The following is a 21,231-nucleotide window of genomic DNA, read 5'->3' as shown; positions in this document are numbered from 1 at the left end:
ACTATGAAATGATACTGGTCGAGAAACGCGATGAGGTGGGCGTCATCACGCTCAACCGCCCCAAGGCGCTCAACGCCCTCAATTCGGTGCTTCTGAAAGAGCTGCGGCACATTCTGTCTTCATTCTCCGCCGATGATTCCATTGGCGCCATCATCATCACCGGTTCGGAAAAGGCATTTGCCGCAGGCGCTGACATCAAGGAAATGCAGGGGCTGGATTTTGTCGATGCCTATGTCGGCGACTTTCTCGGCGGCTGGGACGAGGTTGCGGCCACCCGCAAGCCGGTCATAGCTGCCGTTTCCGGCTTTGCGCTCGGCGGCGGCTGTGAACTGGCGATGATGTGTGACTTCATCATCGCTTCGGATACGGCGAAGTTCGGCCAGCCGGAAATCACCCTCGGTGTCATTCCCGGAATGGGCGGTTCACAGCGGCTGACCCGGGCGGTGGGCAAGGCGAAGGCCATGGACCTCGTTCTGACCGGCCGTATGATGGATGCGGCGGAAGCCGAGCGCGCCGGCCTCGTGTCGCGGATCGTGCCGGCTGCAGATCTCATGGAGGTGGCGGTGGAGGCCGCAACCCGCATTGCCTCGTTGTCGCGTGCTTCCGTTCTGATGGCCAAGGAAAGCGTCAATCGCTCCTTTGAGGTGCCGCTTGCGGAAGGACTGAGATATGAAAGACGTGCCTTCCAGTCGCTCTTTGCGACAGTGGATCAAAAGGAGGGCATGGCCGCCTTCGTTGAAAAGCGCAAACCCGCTTTCCGGAATCGCTAAGGATTCGGAATATCGGCGCTTTTAAGCGTTTTGCGCGTTGACGGGGGTGCGCTTTAGCGGTATATGCCCGCCCACGGTTAAGGAAAGCCATCCGGCTTGTCCGAAATTACTCCCGCATTCTTGGGTTACGTGAGGTCTTCGAACGACCCGATCCTATGGTTGCGGAATTTGGTTTGAATTCGAAGAGAGGCATACATGGCCAATACAACTTCGGCGAAAAAGGCGACCCGCAAGATCGCTCGCCGTACCGCAGTCAACAAGGCTCGCCGTTCGCGCGTTCGCGGCTTCATCCGCAAGGTCGAGGAAGCAATCGCTACCGGCGATCTCGCAATCGCCACCGAAGCTCTGAAGGCAGCTCAGCCCGAGATTCAGCGCGCAGCTACCCGCGGCGTTCTGCATGGCAACACCGCATCCCGCAAGGTGTCGCGTCTCGCGCAGCGCGTTAAGGCTCTTTCCGCCTAATCCGGCTAATCACAAATAATTATTCAAAAAGCCTGGTCTTTTGACCGGGCTTTTTGTGATTCTAACTGCCCGTTAACCATTGCTGCCGTAACGTGACAAACGCGTGTCAGATGGACGACAGGAAAATTTCAGTAAAAACAATGACTTGTTGGAGGTCTCTGGAAAACTCGAGGGCTTTCTCTACGGAAGTCGCGGCTAGTTTTGAGTCAAGAAGATTTTTATTTTTTTGCCAAAATCAGCTCTCAAAAATTGCCAAAATTGAATCTCATTGATTCATAAGCGATTCTGCTTCGCACCTCATCGGTGATGCAAAACGGCCTTTGTGAGTCAATGGCCGATCTGAGTTTTTGCAGAAAAAACGCCATTGATCTCTCCCCACGATCCTGCCTAAATGCATTTCAACAAGGGGTGCGGATCTCAGTCCACAGATTATCTCGATGATCGTATCGACGATATTCACCTTCTTGCTGGCGGGTCTTTCGAGGTCCGTTTTTTCAGGTCATGGAGCTTTTTGTGCCGTTTCGGTCTCCGGAACGGGCTGGAGTTTTTTGTCCTCAAGAATGCGCCTTAAGGTTGTAACGAAAGGAGCGTTTTTAGCGTGTCGCAGGCCTCTCCATGAGGGGGAGGGAAATGGGATAACCGACTCGCAAACGAGTAGTCGCCTTTGACGTTCTTTCGAGGGGAACGCTGGGGGCAGAAATAAACGAGGGGGATCCCTGGCGGTCGATCTTTGATCGTCAGGCTATGATTGGCAATTTGAAAGGCGGCAATATGCAATTGAATTTGGCGATGGGTGCGGTGGCTGATGGGGACCGCGCACCAAAGGCATGTGATGCAGCTTGCTCAGATGCGGCAGGGGACAAATCGGCAATGACGCACGATGCGCTGTTTGAACGTTTTAGCGCGCGGCTCAAGGCACAGGTTGGTCCGGAGGTCTATGCAAGCTGGTTCGCACGGCTCAAACTCCATTCCGTTTCGAAAAGCGTCGTCCGTTTTACCGTTCCGACGACCTTTCTGAAGTCCTGGATCAACAACCGTTACATGGACCTGATCACCAACCTCGTCCAGAGCGAGGATCCGGATGTGCTGAAGGTGGAGATTCTTGTCCGCTCGGCGAGCCGCCCGGTTCGTCCGGCGCAGGCTGAGGAACGGGCGCAGCCCGTTCAGGAGATCGGTGCGGCTTCGCGTAACAAGTCCTTCATTCCGTCGCAGCCCGCGACACCTGCCGCGCAGCCTGCGGCTTCGCAGGCGACCCTGCGTCAGGGCGGTTCCGGGCCACTCTTCGGTTCGCCGCTCGACACACGTTTCACCTTCGATACCTTTGTCGAAGGCTCGTCCAACCGCGTCGCGCTTGCGGCCGCAAAGACGATCGCCGAAGCCGGTGCCGGTGCCGTGCGCTTCAACCCGCTGTTCATTCATGCGGGTGTCGGCCTCGGCAAGACGCATCTGCTGCAGGCAATCGCCAATGCTGCCATCGACAGCCCGCGCAATCCGCGCGTGGTCTATCTGACGGCTGAATATTTCATGTGGCGTTTCGCGACTGCGATCCGCGACAATGACGCGCTGACGCTGAAGGACACGCTGCGCAATATCGACCTGCTCGTCATCGACGACATGCAGTTCCTGCAGGGCAAGATGATCCAGCACGAATTCTGCCACCTGCTGAACATGCTGCTCGACAGCGCCAAGCAGGTCGTGGTTGCGGCTGACCGTGCGCCCTGGGAGCTGGAATCGCTCGATCCGCGTGTTCGTTCCCGTCTTCAGGGCGGCATGGCGATCGAGATCGAAGGTCCCGATTACGACATGCGTTATGAAATGCTCAACCGCCGCCTCGGCTCTGCACGTCAGGACGATCCGTCCTTCGAGATTTCCGACGAAATCCTCACCCATGTGGCGAAAAGCGTAACGGCAAGCGGTCGCGAACTCGAAGGTGCCTTCAACCAGCTGATGTTCCGTCGCTCTTTCGAGCCGAACCTCTCGGTGGACCGCGTGGATGAGCTGCTGTCGCATCTTGTTGGGACGGGTGAGGCAAAGCGTGTGCGCATCGAGGATATTCAGCGCATCGTTGCCAAGCACTATAATGTGTCGCGGCAGGAACTGGTGTCCAACCGCCGCACCCGCGTCATCGTCAAGCCGCGCCAGATCGCCATGTATCTGGCCAAGATGCTGACGCCGCGCTCCTTCCCGGAGATCGGTCGCCGTTTCGGTGGTCGCGATCACACCACGGTTCTGCATGCGGTGCGCAAGATCGAGGAACTGATTTCGGGCGATACGAAGCTCGGCCACGAGGTTGAGCTGCTGAAACGCCTGATCAACGAAAACAACGCATGAAAAAAGCGGCCTTCGGGCCGCTTTTTTATTGAATTCTCGTTTATCGGGTTCAAGCCGGGTGGCGCTGGCCTCAGCAGGCGAGATCGGCCACCACGGCATCAAGAATAAGCATGCCGGAAGGGGTGCAGCGCAGGCGGGAATTGCCGAGCCTTTCCACGAAACCGTGCTGGAGGAGAAACTCCTCCTTTTCCGGGTCGAGGTCACGGCCGGAAAGATCGCTCCAGCGGGCGAGATCGATGCCCTCGCGCAGGCGAAGGCCCATCAGCAGCAATTCATCAGCCTGTTCATCGACACCGAGCAATTCCTGATCGACCATGCCATGGCCTTCCCGCTCAACGGTTTCGAGCCAGGTCTCGGGGTGCCGCTCGGTGGCGGTGGCGAGCTTGGAAGCGCCACGTGTCAGGCGTCCATGCGCACCGGGGCCGATGCCGGCGTAATCGCCATACCGCCAGTAGGTGAGGTTATGGCGGCTTTCGGCGCCCGGCCGGGCGTGGTTGGAAACCTCATAGGCCGGCATGCCGTAACGCTCGGTGATTTCCTGCGTCGCTTCATAGAGCACGGCCGAGTGTTCGCCATCCGGCACGATGAGCTTGCCGGCCTTGTGCAGCCCGTAAAAGGGCGTGCCCTCTTCGATGGTCAGCTGATAGAGCGACAGATGGTCGACAGCATAAGAGACAGCCTCCTTCAGTTCGGCGTCCCATTCGGCCACCGTCTGGTTCGGACGGGCATAGATGAGATCGAAGGACATGCGCGGAAAAATCTCCCGCGCCAGCCGGATGGCTTTCAGGGCGTCGGCAACATCATGCAGGCGGCCGAGGAATTTCAGGTCCCGGTCGTTCAGAGCCTGCACGCCGAGCGAGACACGATTGACGCCTGCCGCCCGGTAACCGCGAAACCGTTCGGCCTCGACGCTGGAAGGATTGGCTTCCATGGTGATCTCGATGCCATCAGGCACATGCCAGAAGCGCGAGATGCCATCCAGCAGCGCGCCAACCGTCTGCGGGTCCATCAGCGATGGCGTGCCGCCGCCCATGAAGATGCTGGTGACCACGCGCGGGCCGCTCAGCGTCCGCATATGTTCCATTTCACGGAGAAAGGCCGCGGTAAACCGTTCCTGATCCACCGGCCGGTGGCGGACATGGCTGTTGAAATCGCAATAGGGGCATTTGGCCGCGCAAAAGGGCCAGTGCAGATAGATCCCGAAACCGGGATCGCCCGTATCCGGCAGAAGCGATGCGCCGGGGGCAGAAAGTTGGTGCTCCCCGACCATCGGGTTCATGCCTCCAGGCAGGTTTCTACGAATTTTTTGAACGCCCGGGCGCGGTGCGACAGTGCGAAGGCGTCGCCATGTTTCCAGCCGTGTTTTTCATCCGCGCTCATTTCGCCGAATGTGGTGTCGTATCCCTCGGGTTTAAAGACGGGATCATAACCGAAACCGCTCGTTCCGCGCGGCGGCCATACCACCGTGCCTTCCACCTCGCCACGGAAATATTCGACATGCCCATCCGGCCAGGCCAGGCACAGCACGCTGACGAAGCGACCGGTACGATCTTCCGGCTTCGATGCGCCACGCTCGGCCAGCGCATCCTCGACCTTCTGCATCGCCATGGCGAAATCGCGCGTACCGTCGGCCGTCTCCGCCCAATTGGCGGTATAGACGCCAGGCGCACCGTCAAGCGCATCGATGACCAGACCGGAATCGTCGGACAAAGCCGGAAGACCCGATGCCTTCGCGGAGGCGAGCGCCTTGATGGCGGCATTTTCCTCGAAGGTGGTGCCCGTCTCATCCGGCTCCGAGAAGTTCAGCTCCGCCGCCGATTTGGCGGAGAAACCGAAAGGCCCGATCAGATCGGCGATTTCGGCGATCTTGCCCTTGTTATGGCTGGCGACGACGATCGTTCTGGTATCGAGCTTGCGCATGGTACTTTCCTGTCGGCTCAGGCAATCGCCTGTTTCTGAAGGGCAACCAGTTCGCTGCATCCGGCCTTGGCAAGACCGAGCAGCGTCAGGAATTCTTCCTCGGAGAAGGGCGCGCCTTCCGCCGTTCCCTGCACCTCGACGATGCCGCCGGAGCCGGTGATGACGAAATTCGCGTCGGTTTCGGCGGAAGAGTCTTCCAGATAATCGAGATCGATCACCGGCTGGTTGGCGAAGATACCGCAGGAGATCGCGGCGATATGGTCCTTCAGAACCTTCTCGACCTTGATCATGTTGCGGGTTTCCATCCATTTCAGGCAATCGTGGAGCGCAATCCATGCGCCGGTGATGGAGGCCGTGCGGGTGCCGCCATCGGCCTGGATGACATCGCAGTCGATGCTGATCTGGCGTTCGCCAAGTGCCTGAAGGTCGACAACGGCGCGCAGCGAGCGGCCGATGAGGCGCTGGATTTCCTGGGTGCGGCCACCCTGCTTGCCGGCGGCGGCTTCGCGCTTCATGCGCTCATGGGTGGAGCGCGGCAGCATGCCGTATTCGGCGGTGACCCAGCCCTTGCCGCTGTTGCGCAGCCATGGCGGCGTCTTTTCCTCAAGGCTGGCGGTGACGAGCACATGCGTGTCGCCGAATTTCACGAGACAGGAGCCTTCGGCATGTTTCGAGAAATTGCGCTCGAAGGAAACCTTGCGCATCTGGTCGGTTTTTCTGCCTGAAGGCCGCATATGATCCACTCTCCATGTTGGTTCCTGCCTTCTAAGGTGCGCTCCGGGCTTTTGCAAAGCCAATTTCCATTTTGCCGCGGCGTTGCAACGCATTATATTGATGCGAGCTGGTTTGAACGACAAAGAACGGACGAAATGGGTTTTTCCGCACCGCTATCAAAAGATCAGGCATCATTGCTGGATGAACGGTCTCGGGAAATTTTCCGGCGCATCGTTGAGGGTTATCTCGATACGGGCGAGCCGCTCGGATCGCGCAGCCTGTCGCGGCTTTTACCGATGTCGCTTTCCCCGGCCTCCGTCCGCAACGTCATGAGCGACCTTGAGGAACTCGGTCTCATCTATTCGCCGCATATCAGCGCCGGGCGCCTGCCCACGCAGACGGGGCTGCGCTTCTTCGTTGATGCCTTCATGCAGGTGGGCGATCTGCCGGCGGAGGAAAGAGCGACTATCGACCGGCAGATCGGGCCGGTCGCCGGCCACGAACAATCGCTGGAAGGCTTGTTGACGGAAGCGAGCCGCATGCTTTCAGGCATGTCGCGCGGCGCTGGCCTCGTGCTGACGGCCAAGAATGATGTCATCCTCAAACATGTCGAATTCATCAGGCTGGAGCCTACCAAGGCGCTCGCCGTGCTGGTTGGCGACCACAATCAGGTCGAAAACCGCATCATCGAATTGCCTTCAGGCATTTCCTCCTCGCAATTGACCGAGGCTGCGAATTTCATCAACGCCCATCTCTCCGGCCAGACGCTGCAGGAGCTGCGCGGTCAGTTTCAGACGCAACGTGCGGAGCTGCAATCGGAACTCGGCATGCTGGCGCAGGATCTCGTGGAACGTGGTCTCGCGGTATGGGCCGGCGACAATGAGGAAGGCAAGCTCGGCCGGCTTATCGTGCGCGGCCGCTCCAACCTGCTCGAGGGCCTGGCCGGTGAGGAAGATATCGATCGGGTACGCATGCTGTTCGACGATCTCGAGCGCAAGGAAAATCTGATCGAGATCCTCAATCTCGCCGAAACCGGATCGGGGGTCAGGATTTTCATCGGCTCTGAAAACAAGCTGTTTTCGCTCTCCGGTTCCTCTCTCATCGTCGCGCCCTATCGCGATGAGGACAATCGTGTCGTGGGTGCCGTGGGTGTCATCGGGCCGACCAGGCTGAACTATGCCCGTATCGTGCCGATGGTGGATTACACCGCGCAGATCATGGCGCGCCTTTCCCGCAAACAGAGATAGGACACACCTGCAAGGTCAGAGAATGCGGCAAGCTTTTCACCGCAAGCCTTGATTTTTGCCCGTCAAAGCTCGATATCGGGCGCAACCAACAACATTCAAATCTGGAGAACGTCATGACCGACGATACAAAAAAGCCCGGACCTGACGCGGACGTCGCCGAAGAGTTTGTCGAACCCGCGCTTGCCGGGGAAGAGCCGATCGATGCTGCCGAACCCGATCCGGTCGAACTGCTGAAAGCCGAAAATGCCGATCTGCGCGACAAATTCCTGCGCCTTGCGGCCGAGATGGACAATCTTCGCCGTCGCACGGAACGTGATGTCAAGGACGCCAAGGCCTATTCGCTGGCCGGTTTCGCGCGCGACATGCTCGCCGTTTCCGATAATCTTCGCCGCGCGCTGGAAGCCATTCCGGACGAACTCAAGACCAATGGCGAAGCCGGTCTCAACGGCCTGATCGAGGGTGTCGAGATGACCGAGCGCTCGATGCTGTCGACACTGGAACGCCATGGCGTGAGGAAGATCGACGCCGAGGGCCAGAAATTCGACCCGAATTTCCATCAGGCCATGTTTGAAATTCCGAACACGGCGGTTCCCAACAATACCGTGCTGCAGGTGGTTCAGGCCGGCTTCACCATTGGTGACCGCGTTCTGCGTCCCGCCATGGTCGGTGTAGCCAAGGGCGGCCCGAAGGCGGAGACCGCGGCATCGGCCGAGCCGGGCACATCGTCTCTCAATGAAAAGGATGCGTGACGCATCTATCCCTACGACATAAAAAACGCGCCTTCCGGGCGCGTTTTTTATTGCCGTTAAACTGAAGGGAGTTACACCGCGATCAAGCCGCCGTCGCCTGCTCCTGATTGAGGAAAGCGTAGATTGCGGTGTCGGAATCGGTGGCGCGCAGCTTGGCCACCAGCTCGGGGTCGCGTAGCGCCCGCGCAATGCGCGACAGCGCCTTCAGGTGATCCGCGCCGGCGCCTTCTGGCGCGAGCAGCAGGAAAACCAGATCGACCGGCTGGTCGTCCAGGGCTTCGAAATCGACCGGCGTTTCAAGGCGCGCGAAAACACCGGTGATCTGATGAATGCTGTTGAGCTTGCCATGCGGAATGGCAATGCCATGGCCCACACCGGTGGAGCCGAGTTTCTCACGCTGGAGGATGACGTCGAAAACTTCCCGTTCCGAGACTCCGGTAATTCTGGCTGCCTTTGCGGCCAGCTCCTGAAGCAACTGCTTTTTGGAATTCACCTTGAGGGCGGGAATAATCGCATCTTGTTGCAGCAAATCTGCCAACGCCATTCTCTTTTTCCTTCATGCCATCGAGACGATGCAGGAGGCAGATGCGCTTTTGCGCCCTGCCTCCCACGTCTTGTCAGACTGTTCAGCTCTTGATCGTTTCCGCGTCGATCCAGCCAATATTGCCGTCATGACGCCGATAGACGATGTTGAGATATTCCTTGCCGGGGCTGCGGAACAGCAGAACCGGCTCGTCGGTCATGTCGAGCGCCATCACGGCGCTGGCGACTGACATGGTTTTAATCTGTTTCGAACTCTCCGCCACAATGGTGGGTGCGTAGTCCTCGGGGACCTCGTGGTCCTCATCGGGAATAGCATCCATCACCGTATAGGCGATTTCCTGCGACACGCCATTCGAACCATTGTGGTGGTCCTTGAGCTTGCGCTTGTAACGACGCAGGCGCTTCTCGATCCGCTCTGCGGCAGCGTCGAAGCTGGCTTGCGGATCATTCGCCTGACCCGCCGCATGCAATACAACGCCCGTATCGAGATGCAGCTTGCAATCGGCGGCAAAACGCGATCCGGACTTCTCCACGGTTACCTGGCCTGAATACCCCCCATCGAAGTATTTGGTAACTGCCAGACCTATATTGTCCTCGATCCGCTGACGGAAAGATTCACCGATCTCCATATGTTTACCAGATACACGCACACTCATGGAAATTTTCCTTTTTGTAGTGATTTGCGAGTACCAGCTTACGTCAAGCCGCGCGCGCATCCAAGCGTTTCGAAGACCTTAAAAAGCCCTCATTCGAATTTTACGCCCATGGACGGTGGAGGTGAATCCGTTACAAATGACCTTGCTTACGTGTGCGGCGGGCTTCTAGCCCTTGGCGTGGCAAGAGTCAATGGTGCGGCAAAAAACCGCTATAAACGTGATCGGGTTCATTGCTCAGAAGGCGGAAAGCTTGGCCAGTGCCTTCTTTTCCCGGCGCCTCTGAACGGAAGAGGGAATGTTCATCGCCTCGCGATATTTGGCGACGGTGCGGCGGGCGATATCGATGCCGCCCTTTTTCAGATTGTCGACGATATCGTCGTCCGAAAGGACCGCCTCGGCGGCCTCCTGCGCGATCATGGCCTTGATGCGGTGGCGCACCGCTTCCGCCGAATGGCTGTCGCCGCCTTCAACGGCGCTGATCGACACGCTGAAGAAATATTTGAGCTCGAACAGCCCCCGCGGCGTCAGCATGTATTTCTTCGACGTCACCCGGCTGACGGTGGATTCATGCATCTTGATGGCGTCGGCCACCGTCTTCAGGTTCAGCGGGCGCAATTGATCAACGCCGTTGACGAGGAAGGCATCCTGCTGGCGCACGATTTCGCTCGCCACCTTCATGATCGTCCGGGCGCGCTGGTCGAGGCTGCGGGTCAGCCAATGGGCCGTCTGCATGCATTCGGACAGAAAATCCTGATCCTCTCCTGCACGCGCCTTGTGTTTTGAAACCTCCGCAAAGTAGCTCTGGTTGATGAGCACGCGCGGCAGGGTGTCGGGATTGATCTCCACCAGCCAGCCACCGGCGGAGGAGGGGCGGACGATGATGTCAGGGACGATGGTTTCCGAAACCATCGAGTCGTAACCGGCACCAGGGCGTGGGTTGAGCGTGCGGATTTCCGCCAGCATGTCGAGAAGGTCTTCCTCATCGACGCCGCAGAGTTTTTTTAAGGAGGCGAAATCGCGTTTCGCCAGAAGCTCGAGATTATCGACAAAAACCCGCATGGCCGGGTCGAGCCGGTCCTTCTGCGCGAGCTGGATCGCCAGACATTCGCTCAAGGAACGGGAAAAGATGCCCGGCGGATCAAAACCCTGAAGCGTCTTCAGAACGTGCTCGACCACCGATGGGGCCGCACCCAGCCGTTCGGCGACGTCGTCGACGGCATCGGCGGCGATATAACCGGTCTCATCGAGCTGGCCGATCAGCGCATCGGCAATCATCCTGTCCTCGGCTGCGGATATGGCGAGCGGCAGTTGCTGATAGAGATGATCGCTAAGGCTCTGTCTGGCCGCGACGAAGTCGTCGAGATCGTAGCTTTCCCCCGACTCCTGTCCCGGCATGGATTTCCATTGGCCGGCCAGTTCGGGCGCATCGGCTTTTCTCGGCTCGCCATCATCCGGAAAGACGTTTTCGAAGCTGGTGTCCAGTTGCTCGCCGAGATTTGCGGCGCGGTCGCCATACCAGTCGTCGCTGTCGGACGTCACCGTGGCGGATCTTTCCGAGCCTTCGCCATCCGCGTCGCCGAAACTCTCCGTCTCCACCGGGGCATCGCTGCTCAAATCGCCATCGTTTGCCGCAATTTCCAGCAACGGGTTACGCTCCACCTCCTGCGCGATGAACTGCGTCAGCTCGAAATGCGTCATCTGAAGCAGCTGGATGGACTGCATCAGTTGCGGTGTCATCACGAGAGACTGGTTTTGACGCAGCAAAAGGCTGGCAGACAATGCCATGGCGGACGCGAAACTCCCCTTAAAGCTTCTCTGCCGCCTGATTTTCCAGAAATTTTGCTGAGACGGCAGAACTTGGCCCAAAAATTGCTTTTTTATCTTGTTTGGTCAAGCGTCAGGGTGGGGCGCGATGAAGAATCTTTCGCGCCCTATACTTCAAAGGCTGAAATTATTGCCGAGATAGAGACGGCGTACGTCCGGATTGTTGACGATGTCGTCAGGACGTCCATGCGTCAGCACTTCGCCGGCATGGATGATATAGGCGCGGTCGATGAGGCCGAGCGTTTCACGGACATTATGGTCAGTTACGAGAACGCCAATGCCACGCGCCGTCAGGTGCCTGACAAGATTCTGAATATCGCTGACCGAAATCGGATCGACGCCCGCGAAGGGTTCATCCAGCAGCATGAACGTCGGATCGGTCGCCAGCGCGCGCGCAATTTCCAGACGACGCCGCTCGCCACCCGAAAGCGCCACGGCAGGCGATTTGCGCAGCTGCGCGATGTGGAACTCTTCCAGAAGCTCATCGAGCTTGCGGTTGCGCTTGGCTGCGTCCGGCTCATGTACTTCCAGCACGGCGCGGATGTTTTCCTCAACCGTCAGTCCGCGGAAAATCGAAGCTTCCTGCGGCAGGTAGCCGACGCCGAGACGGGCACGCCTGTACATCGGCATGGTCGTCACATCATTGCCGTTGATGGCGATCTTGCCGGTATCGACGGGCACCAGCCCCGTGATCATGTAAAAACAGGTGGTCTTGCCGGCGCCGTTCGGGCCAAGCAGCCCAACGGCTTCTCCACGGCGTACGACCAGCGAGACGCCATTGACGACACGACGGGTATTATACGTCTTCGTCAGGCCATGCGCGATCAGCGTGCCCTGATAGGGGGTCTTGTCCGCCGGCGAGGCCGCGTCCGCGGATCGGCTGCGCCCGCCGCCGAATATCTTTGAGATCGAGGGTATCTTCACGAGGAAAGACTACTGTTTTTTCTGCGATTTCGGATCGAGCATGATCCGGACAGGGCCGCCGCAGCTTTCGAGCTTGGCCTGCCCCGTATTCATCAGAACGGTGAGCTTGCAGCCGGTGAAGACATTCGTGCCCTCGGACAGCACAACCTGCTTGCCGGTGAGAATGAAGGTCTGCGCCGCCATGTCGAATTCGCCGTGATCGGCCGTCGCCTTCTGGGTCTCGGACGTCAGGTAGACATTATTGTCGACGAAGATTTTTTCGATATTGGCGTCGCCACTGGTGAGCGAGGAACCTTCGCCCTTGTAGTTCACCGTCATCTTGCCGGCCTGAAGGGTGGTCGTACCCTGCACAACCTTCACATTACCGGTGAAATAGGCCTTGCGCTCCTGATCGCGAATCTCGAGCTGATCGCTTTCAATCGCGATCGGCTGGTCGCCGGAGAGCTTGACGCCCTGCATGTTGCTGGTGGTGTTCTGGGCGAAAGCCACAGTTGCAAGACAAGAAAACACAAGACCTGCGGCTGCACGGCCTGCGGATTTGCCAAGGGAAATGGGACGGGAAATTTGCATCATCTGGACCGGGCTCTCACTTGCCTTCATTCTTGATATTGGATGCAGCGATACGTGCCCGTACCTGCCCCGAAAATGTAATTGTCTTGCCATTATCGGCGATGTCAATCGATTGCGCAACAATCGAGCCGTCGTTTGTTTTGATTGAAACCGGCTCTTTGCTGCTCATTTTTCCGGCCTTCAGATCGACATCCGCAGACTGGAACTTCGCTTGTATGCCATTGCTGAGATTGATGTCAAAAGGTGCGGTCATCTTCAGCGTGTTGGTCGCCCGGTCGAAAATGCCTTCCTGGGCGATCACCTGCGCGACGCTGTCATTGACAGGCACTGCCGCCAGAACTTTCTCAAGCGTCATGAGATTGGGGTTGGCGATGTCCTGCAACGCACGGTCGGCGTTCATGGAATAATCGATCCCCTTCTCGTTGCGGCCGGCAACGGCAGGTTTTTCCATCACAATCTTGCCGTCTTCAATTCGCGCGCTTTCAAGCGAGACCTCGTCGGGCGCCCAGGTTCGGATGACGGAAACAGCGATGAAGGCGAGCGAAATGATCGCCGCGCTGAGCGGCAGAATGATTTTGAGCCGCTTCACGCGCGCAGAATGCCTCAGCGCGGTGTCATAGGCGCCGTTCTGGTCATTGGGCAGCGAAAATGCTGGCGCGGGTTCGCGGAGTCTTTCGAGCATAAGAGTGGGTCCGGAATGCTTCCCCGGCGCCATTCTGGCGCGCAATCGAAGCTTGTGTATCTATCTAAATGTGTTTGGCACGAGTGCTTTGTCCTGCCAATATGGTTTTTGTCTGGAGAGGTGCAAGGGAAATGCGAATTTTATCGTAATTCTGGTTTCCTTATTGTTTCCTTGCGGCTTCGCGTTAGAAGAACCATATGGCCTGAAGCGCAAGAGCGGATGACAGAGGTTTCTATGGACAATATGGCGATAGCGGATCGCAGGCGGTTGCGCCGCAAGCTGACTTTCTGGCGGATTGCCGCCGTTCTCCTGCTCGTCGCCGGCGCCTTCGGCCTTTACCGGTTTTTATGGGATGGACCGCAGCAAAGTGCGAAGCCCCATATTGCCCGCATCGAGATCTCCGGCCTGATCACCGACAATACCGAACTTCTTGAGCGGCTCGACAAGATCGCCAAGAGCGACAATGTCAAAGGCCTGATCGTTTCGATTTCCTCGCCGGGCGGCACCACCTATGGCGGTGAGCGCATCTTCAAGGCCATCAGAGGCGTCGCGGAAAAGAAGCCGGTTGTCTCGGATGTACGCACGCTCGCCGCTTCCGCAGGTTATATGATCGCGTCGGCAGGCGATGTCATTGTCGCCGGCGAAACCTCCATCACCGGCTCGATCGGCGTTATCTTCCAGTACCCCCAGCTTGGCCAGCTTATGGAAAAGCTCGGCGTCTCGCTGCAGGAAATCAAGTCGTCACCGATGAAGGCGGAGCCTTCGCCTTTCCACGAGGCGCCGGAGGAGGCGAAGACGATGATCCGTGCCATGGTGATGGATAGCTACGGCTGGTTCGTCGATCTTGTGGCAGATCGCCGCAAGTTGCCGCGCGAAGACGTGCTGAAACTGGCGGATGGGTCGATTTTCACCGGCAGGCAGGCGCTCGCCAACAAGCTGGTCGACACGCTCGGCGGCGAAAAGGAAGTTCGCAGCTATTTCGAAACCCGTGGTGTGGCCAAGGATTTGCCGATCGTCGAATGGCGTGCGCCGTCGTCCCGTTCGCCTTTTGCGCTTTTCAGTGTTGCGCAAATAGCGAAACTTCTGGGATATGACGATTTAATTCCCTTCGCAGGCCCCAGCCAGCTCGGTGCGGACAAGTTGTTTCTTGACGGTCTTGTTTCCGTTTGGCAGGTTGAGCCGCGTTAAAAATCCAATTCTTTCAGGGGGCAACCGTGATCAAGTCTGAACTGGTGCAGATCGTTGCTGCGCGTAACCCGCACCTTTATCACCGCGACGTGGAAAACATCGTCAATGCGGTGCTGGATGAAATCACCGATGCCCTGGCGGCGGGAAATCGTGTCGAGCTTCGCGGTTTCGGCGCATTTTCGGTGAAGAACCGTCCGTCCCGCTCGGGCCGGAACCCGCGCACGGGTGAGTCGGTTTTCGTCGAGGAAAAATGGGTGCCTTTCTTCAAGACGGGCAAGGAACTGCGCGAGCGGCTGAACCCGGGTATGGGCGACGAAGAGGACGATTGATCGTTCTTGACGCCGGGCGACTGAAAAGGAGCCGGCGGAACGCCCGCAGCGATGGAGTATTGTCGGATGTCGAAAAAAATCATCAACCTCATCATCCTGCTTCCGCTGGCGATCATCCTCGTCATCCTGTGCGTGGCCAATCGTCAGTCCGTGACGCTGGCGCTCAATCCGTTCCGACCGGAAGATGGCGTGCTGTCCTTCACCGCGCCATTTTTCGTCTTCCTGTTTCTGGCGGTCATTTCTGGTGTTCTGCTGGGGTCGGCGGCCACCTGGTTCGCCCAGGGCAAACATCGCAAACGCGCCCGTATCGAAGCGAAAGAGGCCGTCCGCTGGCACGAGGAAGCGAACCGCCAGAAAGCCGCCGCTACCGGACAGCCGCCGCATGCGGGACAGCTCCCGGCAAAGTGATGGCGCCGACATTTGTTCCGGCTCTAGGCGAGTGCCGCGTGTAATGCTATTTGCTGCGCAATAACACGCGGGCAGAAGCGGAAAGATTCCATTGAAGAAAAAAGACAGCCGGCCGGGCAATCGCGCGCGCGCCGGGAGCGAAAAAAAACAGGTTCATGCCGCAAAGCCGGCACGCCGTGCGGATGCCGCGCCGAAAAAGCGCGAGCCCGATGCGGTGCGTAGCGTGCCGAAAGCCACGCCGAAGGAAAAGGTTACCGCAGCGCCCGCCCTTGAGCAGGTGCCTCCGCGTCCCCTCAAGCAGCGCACCGGAGAATTGCCCGCAGAACAGGTTCCCGTCATTCTGGAATCGAGTGGCGCGGGTGATTTTCACCTCATCGACAGCGGCAACGGCCTGAAGCTCGAACAATATGGCGATTACCGTATCGTCCGTCCGGAGGCGCAGGCTCTCTGGCAGCCTTCCGTTCCCGACCGCGTGTGGCAGAATGCCGATGCCATCTTTACCGGCGATACGGATGAAGACGGTATGGGCCGCTGGCGCTTTCCAAAGGCGGCGCTGGGCGAAACCTGGCCATTGTCCCTGCTGGGTGTTGATTTTCTTGGACGCTTCACGGCGTTTCGGCATGTCGGGGTCTTTCCGGAACAGATCGTGCATTGGGAATGGCTGAAACATGCCGTCGAGACGGCCGACCGGCCGCTGAAAGTGCTCAACCTGTTCGGTTACACCGGCGTCGCCTCGCTGGTTGCGGCGGCGGCTGGTGCCGAAGTCACCCATGTCGACGCCTCCAAGAAGGCGATCGGCTGGGCGAAGGAAAATCAGGCGCTCGCCGGGCTCGAACAGGCGCCGATCCGCTGGATTTGCGAAGACGCGATGAAGTTCATCCAGCGGGAAGAACGCCGCGGCAATACCTACGACATCATCCTCACCGACCCGCCGAAATTCGGCCGCGGCACCCATGGTGAAGTCTGGCAATTGTTCGACCATCTGCCGCTGATGCTCGATATCTGCCGGGAAATCCTCTCACCCAAGGCGCTCGGTCTGGTGCTGACGGCCTATTCCATCCGGGCCAGCTTCTATTCGATGCATGAGCTGATGCGCGAAACCATGCGCGGTGCCGGCGGTGTCGTCGCATCCGGCGAACTGGTCATTCGCGAGGCCGGGCTTGACGGCAAGACGCCGGGCCGCGTGCTTTCCACATCGCTGTTCAGCCGCTGGGAGCCGAAATGACGAAGGACATGCGCGAAAACACCACGCGCCGGGTCGGCCAGGTCAAGGAAGTGACGAGCCTTGCCAATCCCATCATCAAGGACATCAAGGCGCTCACCCAGAAAAAGGGCAGGGAAGAGACCGGCACCTTCATGGCTGAGGGTCTGAAGCTGGTCATCGACGCGCTCGAACTCGGCTGGACGATCAAGACGCTGGTTTATGCCAAGGCCGCCAAGGGCAAGCCGCTGGTGGAGCAGGCGGCGGTAAAGACCGTCGCATCGGGCGGTCTGGTGCTCGAAGTCAGCGAAAAGGTCATCGCCTCGATCACCCGCCGCGACAATCCGCAGATGGTCGTCGGTATTTTCGAACAGAAATGGAAGCCGCTGAAGGATATCCGGCCGGAAAAGGGCGAGACCTATATCGCGCTCGACCGTGTGCGCGATCCCGGCAATCTCGGCACCATCATCCGCACGGCGGATGCAGCAGGCGCCTCGGGCGTCATTCTGGTGGGCGATTGCACGGATCCCTTCTCGCTGGAAACGGTGCGTGCCACCATGGGCTCGGTCTTTGCCACGCCCGTCGCCCGCGCTTCGGTCGAGGAATTCCTCTCGTGGAAAAAATCGGCTCATGTCAGCGTCGTTGCCACACATCTTGCCGGTTCCGTGGATTATCGGAAGATCGACTATGCCGGCAAACCGGTGGTGATCTTGATGGGCAACGAGCAATCCGGCCTGCCGCCGGAACTGGCCGGCAAGGCGGACCAGCTGGCGCGCATTCCCCAGCAGGGCCGTGCCGATAGTCTCAACCTCGCCATCGCAACCGCCGTCATGCTGTTTGAAGCACGGCGACATCTCCTCGAACTTGCACCGGTGACGTAATGGCCAAAGCGGCGTTGTTCTCGAAATTCGGCCCGGCCTTTGCGCTGATCGTTGCCGCACTGGTGCTGGACCAGATCGTCAAGCAGCTGGTCGAGGCCTATCTGCCGCTGCAGGAGATGGTTCCGGTAATGCCGTTTCTGGCGCTTTACCGCACATACAATCTCGGTGTGGCCTTTTCGATGCTGGAGGACATGCACGGCTGGTTCATCGTCAGCATGCGCCTCGTCATCGTGGTCTTCGTTCTGTGGCTCTGGCGCAAGACGGCGGCTGACCGCACCTTCGCTCATCTCGGTTTTGCCTTCATCATCGCGGGTGCTGCCGGCAATCTTCTCGACCGCTTTTTTTACGGTCACGTCATCGACTATATCCTGTTCCACACGCAGACATGGTCGTTCGCGGTGTTCAATCTGGCTGACAGTTTCATAACCATCGGTGCAGCCTGCGTCATTCTCGACGAGTTTCTGCACGCCCGGGCGGCTAAAAAGTAAAATTTTAGCGTTTCAGCCAAACATATCAAAACCGCTGCCGTGGTAGCGGTTGTGTATGAGCGAACTGGCACGACTTCGGCAAAAAGTTTCAGATGGTCTCGGCCTGCCCGCCCCAGCGGCGGATATTGCCGATAAGACAGTGCGCCTTGCGGAAGAGGAACATGCGAGTGATGCCCGGGCGGTTGCGCTTTACGTCGCCGTTTCGCTATCGGTGGGGGCCTTCACTGCCGCCCTGATCGCACTTGCAGTGCCCTATGCCGTCACCGCCGCGCTCGCTTGCTTTTTTGGCGCCGTGCTCGTCGGCGTCCTGTTTTATGCGCTCTTTGGCAAATCTTTCCCGATTGCCGGTACGCTGCCAGCAGATTATTCGGATGTCCGGCTGCGGCAAACGCAAAACCGTTCGCTGATTGCCGAAATGCAGGAGTCCATGGGCGATATCGTCGTGATCCGCAACATGAACCGGCGCATTGTCGAGGCGAACCGCGTCTTTCGTGAAATGACCGGTTGCACGGCGCCTGAAGGCATGAGCTGCGAGGAGATCGGCATTGCTTTCCGCCCAGGTGACAAGGTTCATGCCTATGATGTGGAGATTGCGACCCCGTTCGGTCAGCGCATCTTCTCCTGGCACGATGTGGTAACCCGCGATCTCGCAAGCAGCCGTCTTATGATCAGCAGTATCGCAAGAGACGTGACAGAAGAACGGCTTGCGCTGGCCGAACGGGAAGATGCCCGCCTGCGCGCCGAAAAGGCCGATGCTGAAAAGGCGAGGCTGCTTGCCACGGTCAGTCATGAAATCCGCCTGCCGCTTTCCGGCATGCTTGGCATGAACCACCTTCTGTCGCAGACGAAGCTCAATCAGGAACAGCGCAATTATCTCGACGGCATGAAACAGTCCGGCCAGTCGCTGGTACAGCTTGTCGAGGATTTGCTGGATTATTCGACCATGGAGGCTGGCCGCTTCAGGCTCAATCCGCGCGCGGAAAACCTGCGGCGGCTGATCGAAAGCATCGTCGAGATGCTGGCCCACCGCGCCCATGAAAAGGGCATCGAAATCGCCTCCTTCGTCACGCCTGACGTGCCCGATTATCTCGATTTCGATCCGGCAAGGCTGCGCCAGGTCCTGTTCAATCTCATCGGCAATGCTGTGAAATTCACGCAGGTGGGCGGGGTCGTCATCCGGGCGCGGATGGTCGACGGCGAATTGCAGATCACCGTCGAAGATACCGGCCCTGGCATGAGTGAGGCGGAACTGGCCCGCATCTTCGGGGAATTCGAGCAGGCTGGCCCGCTGTCGCAACGAAGCGCCGGCACGGGTCTCGGCCTTGCGATCTCCGCCCGCATCGTGCGGGAGTTCGGCGGCAACCTCACGGTTTCGAGCCGCAGGGGGGAGGGCAGCACCTTCAAGCTGGTGTTCCGCCCGGGCGCGGCACCGGCCGAGACGCCGGATTCCGGCAGGAGCCATTGTCTGCAGCACACCAATGTCCTGCTGATTGCGCCGCAGGGTGTCGCGGCGGCGGTGACGGTGGAAGCCATCGAAGCTTTCGGCGGCAAATGTATTCTCATCCATCAGCCCGAGGACTTGGACAGGCTGAGGAGTGGGCCCGCCGGCCAGACCGCCGATCTCACCGACATCATCGTCGATCTGCGTATTTCGGCGCTGTTCAGGGATGCCCTGCGGGATTGGCCGCAGCAGACGATCCGCCGCACGCTGCTTGTCAGTCCCGAAGAGCGGGCTTCGACCACCCATGCATCCTTCGACGCCTGGCTGATCCGGCCCCTGCGCGAAAAATCCCTGATCGACGTGCTGTGTGGCCGCCTGCGCGGCATAGAGCGGCGCGACGCGATCAACGATAACCACCCGGATGTGGGGTTTTCGTCAAGGGTGGTGGAAGGAGTGAGCGGCATCGAGATACTCGTGGCCGAAGACGATGCGGTCAATGCGCGCATCATCCGCGCTGTTCTGGAAAAAAGCGGCTATATCGTCCGCACGGTCGACAATTTTCAGGCCCTGCTGCAATCGGTGGCGTCCGGCGAGCCCCGCCTGCCAAATCTCATCATCTCCGATCTCAACATGCCGGGTGGTGAGGGCCTTGATGTGTTGCCGGACCTCCTCGGCACGCTGAAAGAGGAAGGAAATATTCCTGTCATCATTCTCAGCGGGGACGCCGGTGCCGGGACTACCGAGATATTGCTGAAGGCTGGTGCAGGCGCGGTTTTGACCAAGCCCGCTGACCCACGCCGGCTGGTTGAGGAAATCCGTCGCCTGCTGGAGGCGAAACGCCTGTTGTCATCATAACTTGACAGACTCGCGCTGGTGGCATTTTGTCACTATTCTGTCGTCAATTAGTGATTTATGACAGGAAAATTCTTTGGTGGCGGAGCGATTCCCCATGGTTGCCGAAATCCTCAATCACGACATTTGTGAAAACAATGTTGTCATTACTCCTCGTCCCGAGACAGCTCAGGACAATGAGGGTCTTTTCGGCCGTATCGGCACGCTGGAAACACGGCTTGCCAGAAATGAACGCGAGATCGATGCCGCGCAATCCGTGCGCTACCGGGTCTTTGTCGAGGAAATGAAGGCGCGCCTTCCCGCCGAAGCGATGCGCCGCAAGCGCGACATCGATGCCTGGGACAGCGTCTGCGACCACCTTCTCGTGCTCGACAAGGCGATTGAAGGCGACAGTGAAGACCAGATCGTCGGCACCTATCGTCTGCTGCGCCAGGAAACGGCGCTTGCCAATAATGGCTTCTATTCCGCCAGCGAGTTCGATATTGCCGGGCTCGTCGCGCGCCATCCGGGCAAGCGTTTCATGGAGCTTGGCCGCTCCTGCGTGCTGCCGGAATATCGCACCAAACGTACCGTCGAGCTTCTGTGGCAGGGCAACTGGGCCTATGCCGTGAAACACCGCATGGACGCCATGATCGGCTGCGCTTCCTTCCCCGGCGTGCAGCCGGAAGCGCATGCGCTGGCTCTGTCCTTCCTGCACCATAATTGCCTTGCAAAGGGAGAGTGGGAAGCGGTCGCTTTGCCCGAACTCTATCATGAAATGGACCTCGTGCCCGTCGAGGCGCTGAATGCCCGCAAGGCATTGAATGCCATGCCGCCGCTGATCAAGGGTTATATGCGTCTCGGCGCCATGTTCGGCTCCGGCGCGGTCGTAGACCATGCTTTCAACACCACCGACGTCCTGGTGGTTCTGCCGGTATCGTCCATCGCTGGCCGCTATATCAGCTACTATGGCGGCGAGGCCGAACGCATCAATGGCTGACCGGTTTTGATCGAGACCATCAGGATGTTCCTGTGGGCAGCGGTGCCGTGTGTGTTGTGTTGGGGCGGGCAA

22 protein-coding genes are annotated in these 21,231 nt (G+C 58.9%); 13 read left to right on the top strand and 9 right to left on the bottom strand.

The window, feature by feature from the left end; all coding sequences use genetic code 11:
* The first annotated feature begins 8 nt into the window (after positions 1 to 8).
* The 3 genes from ACIQUH_RS21725 (at position 9) to dnaA (ending at position 3,563) form a co-directional block, all read left to right on the top strand.
* The gene (locus ACIQUH_RS21725) at positions 9 to 770 is read left to right on the top strand and encodes an enoyl-CoA hydratase (protein ID WP_400818922.1); all 762 of its coding nucleotides are present in this window, start codon (positions 9 to 11) and stop codon (positions 768 to 770) included.
* A gap of 195 nt (positions 771 to 965) precedes the next feature.
* Positions 966 to 1,232, top strand: a complete 267-nt coding sequence (gene rpsT, locus ACIQUH_RS21720) for a 30S ribosomal protein S20 (RefSeq protein ID WP_269341670.1) — start codon at positions 966 to 968, stop codon at positions 1,230 to 1,232.
* Positions 1,233 to 2,102: 870 nt separating this feature from the next.
* Entirely contained in the window at positions 2,103 to 3,563 is a 1,461-nt protein-coding gene (gene dnaA / locus ACIQUH_RS21715) for a chromosomal replication initiator protein DnaA (protein WP_400818805.1), read from the top strand.
* A 70-nt stretch (positions 3,564 to 3,633) separates the two neighbouring features.
* Here dnaA and hemW read toward each other — a convergent pair whose 3' ends face one another.
* The 3 genes from hemW to rph are packed head-to-tail and all read right to left on the bottom strand — an operon-like array spanning position 3,634 to position 6,217.
* Positions 3,634 to 4,833: a radical SAM family heme chaperone HemW gene (gene hemW / locus ACIQUH_RS21710; RefSeq protein ID WP_006310172.1), complete on the bottom strand. Its 1,200-nt coding sequence runs from the start codon at positions 4,831 to 4,833 to the stop codon at positions 3,634 to 3,636.
* A 5-nt stretch (positions 4,834 to 4,838) separates the two neighbouring features.
* Positions 4,839 to 5,483 (bottom strand): RdgB/HAM1 family non-canonical purine NTP pyrophosphatase, encoded by a 645-nt coding sequence (gene rdgB / locus ACIQUH_RS21705; protein ID WP_400818802.1) that lies wholly within the window; start codon positions 5,481 to 5,483, stop codon positions 4,839 to 4,841.
* Between the two features lie 17 nt (positions 5,484 to 5,500).
* Entirely contained in the window at positions 5,501 to 6,217 is a 717-nt protein-coding gene (gene rph, locus ACIQUH_RS21700) for a ribonuclease PH (protein ID WP_065114696.1), read from the bottom strand.
* A 135-nt stretch (positions 6,218 to 6,352) separates the two neighbouring features.
* On the opposite strand from rph, the gene hrcA reads away from it, so the two are divergent.
* Positions 6,353 to 7,444: a heat-inducible transcriptional repressor HrcA gene (gene hrcA / locus ACIQUH_RS21695; RefSeq protein ID WP_400818800.1), complete on the top strand. Its 1,092-nt coding sequence runs from the start codon at positions 6,353 to 6,355 to the stop codon at positions 7,442 to 7,444.
* Positions 7,445 to 7,557: 113 nt separating this feature from the next.
* A complete protein-coding gene (gene grpE / locus ACIQUH_RS21690; protein WP_400818798.1) occupies positions 7,558 to 8,193 on the top strand; it encodes a nucleotide exchange factor GrpE in 636 nt (211 codons plus the stop codon).
* 82 nt (positions 8,194 to 8,275) lie between these two features.
* Here grpE and ptsN read toward each other — a convergent pair whose 3' ends face one another.
* The 6 genes from ptsN to lptC all read right to left on the bottom strand — a co-directional run bounded on the left by ptsN (position 8,276) and on the right by lptC (position 13,392).
* Positions 8,276 to 8,737 carry a PTS IIA-like nitrogen regulatory protein PtsN gene (gene ptsN, locus ACIQUH_RS21685; protein ID WP_003503792.1) on the bottom strand — a complete coding sequence of 154 codons (462 nt, stop codon included), beginning with the start codon at positions 8,735 to 8,737 and terminating at the stop codon, positions 8,276 to 8,278.
* Between the two features lie 82 nt (positions 8,738 to 8,819).
* Entirely contained in the window at positions 8,820 to 9,392 is a 573-nt protein-coding gene (gene hpf / locus ACIQUH_RS21680; RefSeq protein ID WP_026363803.1) for a ribosome hibernation-promoting factor, HPF/YfiA family, read from the bottom strand.
* 234 nt (positions 9,393 to 9,626) lie between these two features.
* Entirely contained in the window at positions 9,627 to 11,177 is a 1,551-nt protein-coding gene (gene rpoN, locus ACIQUH_RS21675; protein ID WP_400818793.1) for an RNA polymerase factor sigma-54, read from the bottom strand.
* Between the two features lie 153 nt (positions 11,178 to 11,330).
* The gene (gene lptB, locus ACIQUH_RS21670; RefSeq protein ID WP_003520083.1) at positions 11,331 to 12,140 is read right to left on the bottom strand and encodes an LPS export ABC transporter ATP-binding protein; all 810 of its coding nucleotides are present in this window, start codon (positions 12,138 to 12,140) and stop codon (positions 11,331 to 11,333) included.
* 9 nt (positions 12,141 to 12,149) lie between these two features.
* Positions 12,150 to 12,713: an LptA/OstA family protein gene (locus ACIQUH_RS21665; protein WP_400818791.1), complete on the bottom strand. Its 564-nt coding sequence runs from the start codon at positions 12,711 to 12,713 to the stop codon at positions 12,150 to 12,152.
* A 13-nt stretch (positions 12,714 to 12,726) separates the two neighbouring features.
* Positions 12,727 to 13,392 (bottom strand): LPS export ABC transporter periplasmic protein LptC, encoded by a 666-nt coding sequence (gene lptC, locus ACIQUH_RS21660; RefSeq protein WP_400818918.1) that lies wholly within the window; start codon positions 13,390 to 13,392, stop codon positions 12,727 to 12,729.
* A 234-nt stretch (positions 13,393 to 13,626) separates the two neighbouring features.
* Between lptC and sppA the strand changes: the two genes are divergently transcribed.
* From sppA to ACIQUH_RS21620, 8 genes are all read left to right on the top strand, one after another.
* The gene (gene sppA / locus ACIQUH_RS21655) at positions 13,627 to 14,580 is read left to right on the top strand and encodes a signal peptide peptidase SppA (protein WP_400818916.1); all 954 of its coding nucleotides are present in this window, start codon (positions 13,627 to 13,629) and stop codon (positions 14,578 to 14,580) included.
* A gap of 2 nt (positions 14,581 to 14,582) precedes the next feature.
* The gene (locus tag ACIQUH_RS21650; protein ID WP_219256707.1) at positions 14,583 to 14,909 is read left to right on the top strand and encodes an integration host factor subunit beta; all 327 of its coding nucleotides are present in this window, start codon (positions 14,583 to 14,585) and stop codon (positions 14,907 to 14,909) included.
* Positions 14,910 to 14,975: 66 nt separating this feature from the next.
* A complete protein-coding gene (locus ACIQUH_RS21645; RefSeq protein ID WP_269341688.1) occupies positions 14,976 to 15,317 on the top strand; it encodes a LapA family protein in 342 nt (113 codons plus the stop codon).
* Positions 15,318 to 15,408: 91 nt separating this feature from the next.
* Complete coding sequence (locus tag ACIQUH_RS21640) at positions 15,409 to 16,542, top strand: class I SAM-dependent methyltransferase (RefSeq protein ID WP_400818788.1); 1,134 nt, start codon at positions 15,409 to 15,411, stop codon at positions 16,540 to 16,542.
* Positions 16,539 to 17,399, top strand: a complete 861-nt coding sequence (locus ACIQUH_RS21635; RefSeq protein ID WP_080810964.1) for an RNA methyltransferase — start codon at positions 16,539 to 16,541, stop codon at positions 17,397 to 17,399. The genes ACIQUH_RS21640 and ACIQUH_RS21635 overlap by 4 nt, the downstream gene beginning before the upstream one ends.
* Positions 17,399 to 17,887 (top strand): signal peptidase II, encoded by a 489-nt coding sequence (lspA, locus tag ACIQUH_RS21630; RefSeq protein ID WP_400818785.1) that lies wholly within the window; start codon positions 17,399 to 17,401, stop codon positions 17,885 to 17,887. Before ACIQUH_RS21635 ends, lspA begins: the two co-directional genes overlap by 1 nt.
* A 55-nt stretch (positions 17,888 to 17,942) precedes the next feature.
* A complete protein-coding gene (locus ACIQUH_RS21625; protein WP_400818782.1) occupies positions 17,943 to 20,183 on the top strand; it encodes a hybrid sensor histidine kinase/response regulator in 2,241 nt (746 codons plus the stop codon).
* A 94-nt stretch (positions 20,184 to 20,277) separates the two neighbouring features.
* Entirely contained in the window at positions 20,278 to 21,159 is an 882-nt protein-coding gene (locus ACIQUH_RS21620) for a GNAT family N-acetyltransferase (RefSeq protein WP_400818914.1), read from the top strand.
* Positions 21,160 to 21,231: the final 72 nt, after the last annotated feature.

The sequence above is a fragment of the Agrobacterium sp. NPDC090283 genome (genome assembly GCF_044769685.1).
Taxonomy (GTDB): domain Bacteria; phylum Pseudomonadota; class Alphaproteobacteria; order Rhizobiales; family Rhizobiaceae; genus Agrobacterium.
Note: the sequence above shows the minus strand (reverse complement) of the source record. Positions and strands in the feature narration are given on the sequence as shown.

Excerpts from the sequence above, each read along its gene's own strand:
- ACIQUH_RS21665 (WP_400818791.1), bottom strand. The coding sequence starts at position 12,713 with ATGATGCAAATTTCCCGTCCCATTTCCCTTGGCAAATCCGCAGGCCGT.
- lptC (WP_400818918.1), bottom strand. The coding sequence starts at position 13,392 with ATGCTCGAAAGACTCCGCGAACCCGCGCCAGCATTTTCGCTGCCCAAT.
- rpsT (WP_269341670.1), top strand. The coding sequence starts at position 966 with ATGGCCAATACAACTTCGGCGAAAAAGGCGACCCGCAAGATCGCTCGC.
- ptsN (WP_003503792.1), bottom strand. The coding sequence starts at position 8,737 with ATGGCGTTGGCAGATTTGCTGCAACAAGATGCGATTATTCCCGCCCTC.
- rdgB (WP_400818802.1), bottom strand. The coding sequence starts at position 5,483 with ATGCGCAAGCTCGATACCAGAACGATCGTCGTCGCCAGCCATAACAAG.
- grpE (WP_400818798.1), top strand. The coding sequence starts at position 7,558 with ATGACCGACGATACAAAAAAGCCCGGACCTGACGCGGACGTCGCCGAA.
- ACIQUH_RS21620 (WP_400818914.1), top strand. The coding sequence starts at position 20,278 with ATGGTTGCCGAAATCCTCAATCACGACATTTGTGAAAACAATGTTGTC.
- hemW (WP_006310172.1), bottom strand. The coding sequence starts at position 4,833 with ATGGTCGGGGAGCACCAACTTTCTGCCCCCGGCGCATCGCTTCTGCCG.
- ACIQUH_RS21635 (WP_080810964.1), top strand. The coding sequence starts at position 16,539 with ATGACGAAGGACATGCGCGAAAACACCACGCGCCGGGTCGGCCAGGTC.
- sppA (WP_400818916.1), top strand. The coding sequence starts at position 13,627 with ATGGACAATATGGCGATAGCGGATCGCAGGCGGTTGCGCCGCAAGCTG.
- hrcA (WP_400818800.1), top strand. The coding sequence starts at position 6,353 with ATGGGTTTTTCCGCACCGCTATCAAAAGATCAGGCATCATTGCTGGAT.
- rph (WP_065114696.1), bottom strand. The coding sequence starts at position 6,217 with ATGCGGCCTTCAGGCAGAAAAACCGACCAGATGCGCAAGGTTTCCTTC.
- ACIQUH_RS21625 (WP_400818782.1), top strand. The coding sequence starts at position 17,943 with ATGAGCGAACTGGCACGACTTCGGCAAAAAGTTTCAGATGGTCTCGGC.
- lspA (WP_400818785.1), top strand. The coding sequence starts at position 17,399 with ATGGCCAAAGCGGCGTTGTTCTCGAAATTCGGCCCGGCCTTTGCGCTG.
- ACIQUH_RS21725 (WP_400818922.1), top strand. The coding sequence starts at position 9 with ATGATACTGGTCGAGAAACGCGATGAGGTGGGCGTCATCACGCTCAAC.
- hpf (WP_026363803.1), bottom strand. The coding sequence starts at position 9,392 with ATGAGTGTGCGTGTATCTGGTAAACATATGGAGATCGGTGAATCTTTC.
- dnaA (WP_400818805.1), top strand. The coding sequence starts at position 2,103 with ATGACGCACGATGCGCTGTTTGAACGTTTTAGCGCGCGGCTCAAGGCA.
- rpoN (WP_400818793.1), bottom strand. The coding sequence starts at position 11,177 with ATGGCATTGTCTGCCAGCCTTTTGCTGCGTCAAAACCAGTCTCTCGTG.
- ACIQUH_RS21645 (WP_269341688.1), top strand. The coding sequence starts at position 14,976 with ATGTCGAAAAAAATCATCAACCTCATCATCCTGCTTCCGCTGGCGATC.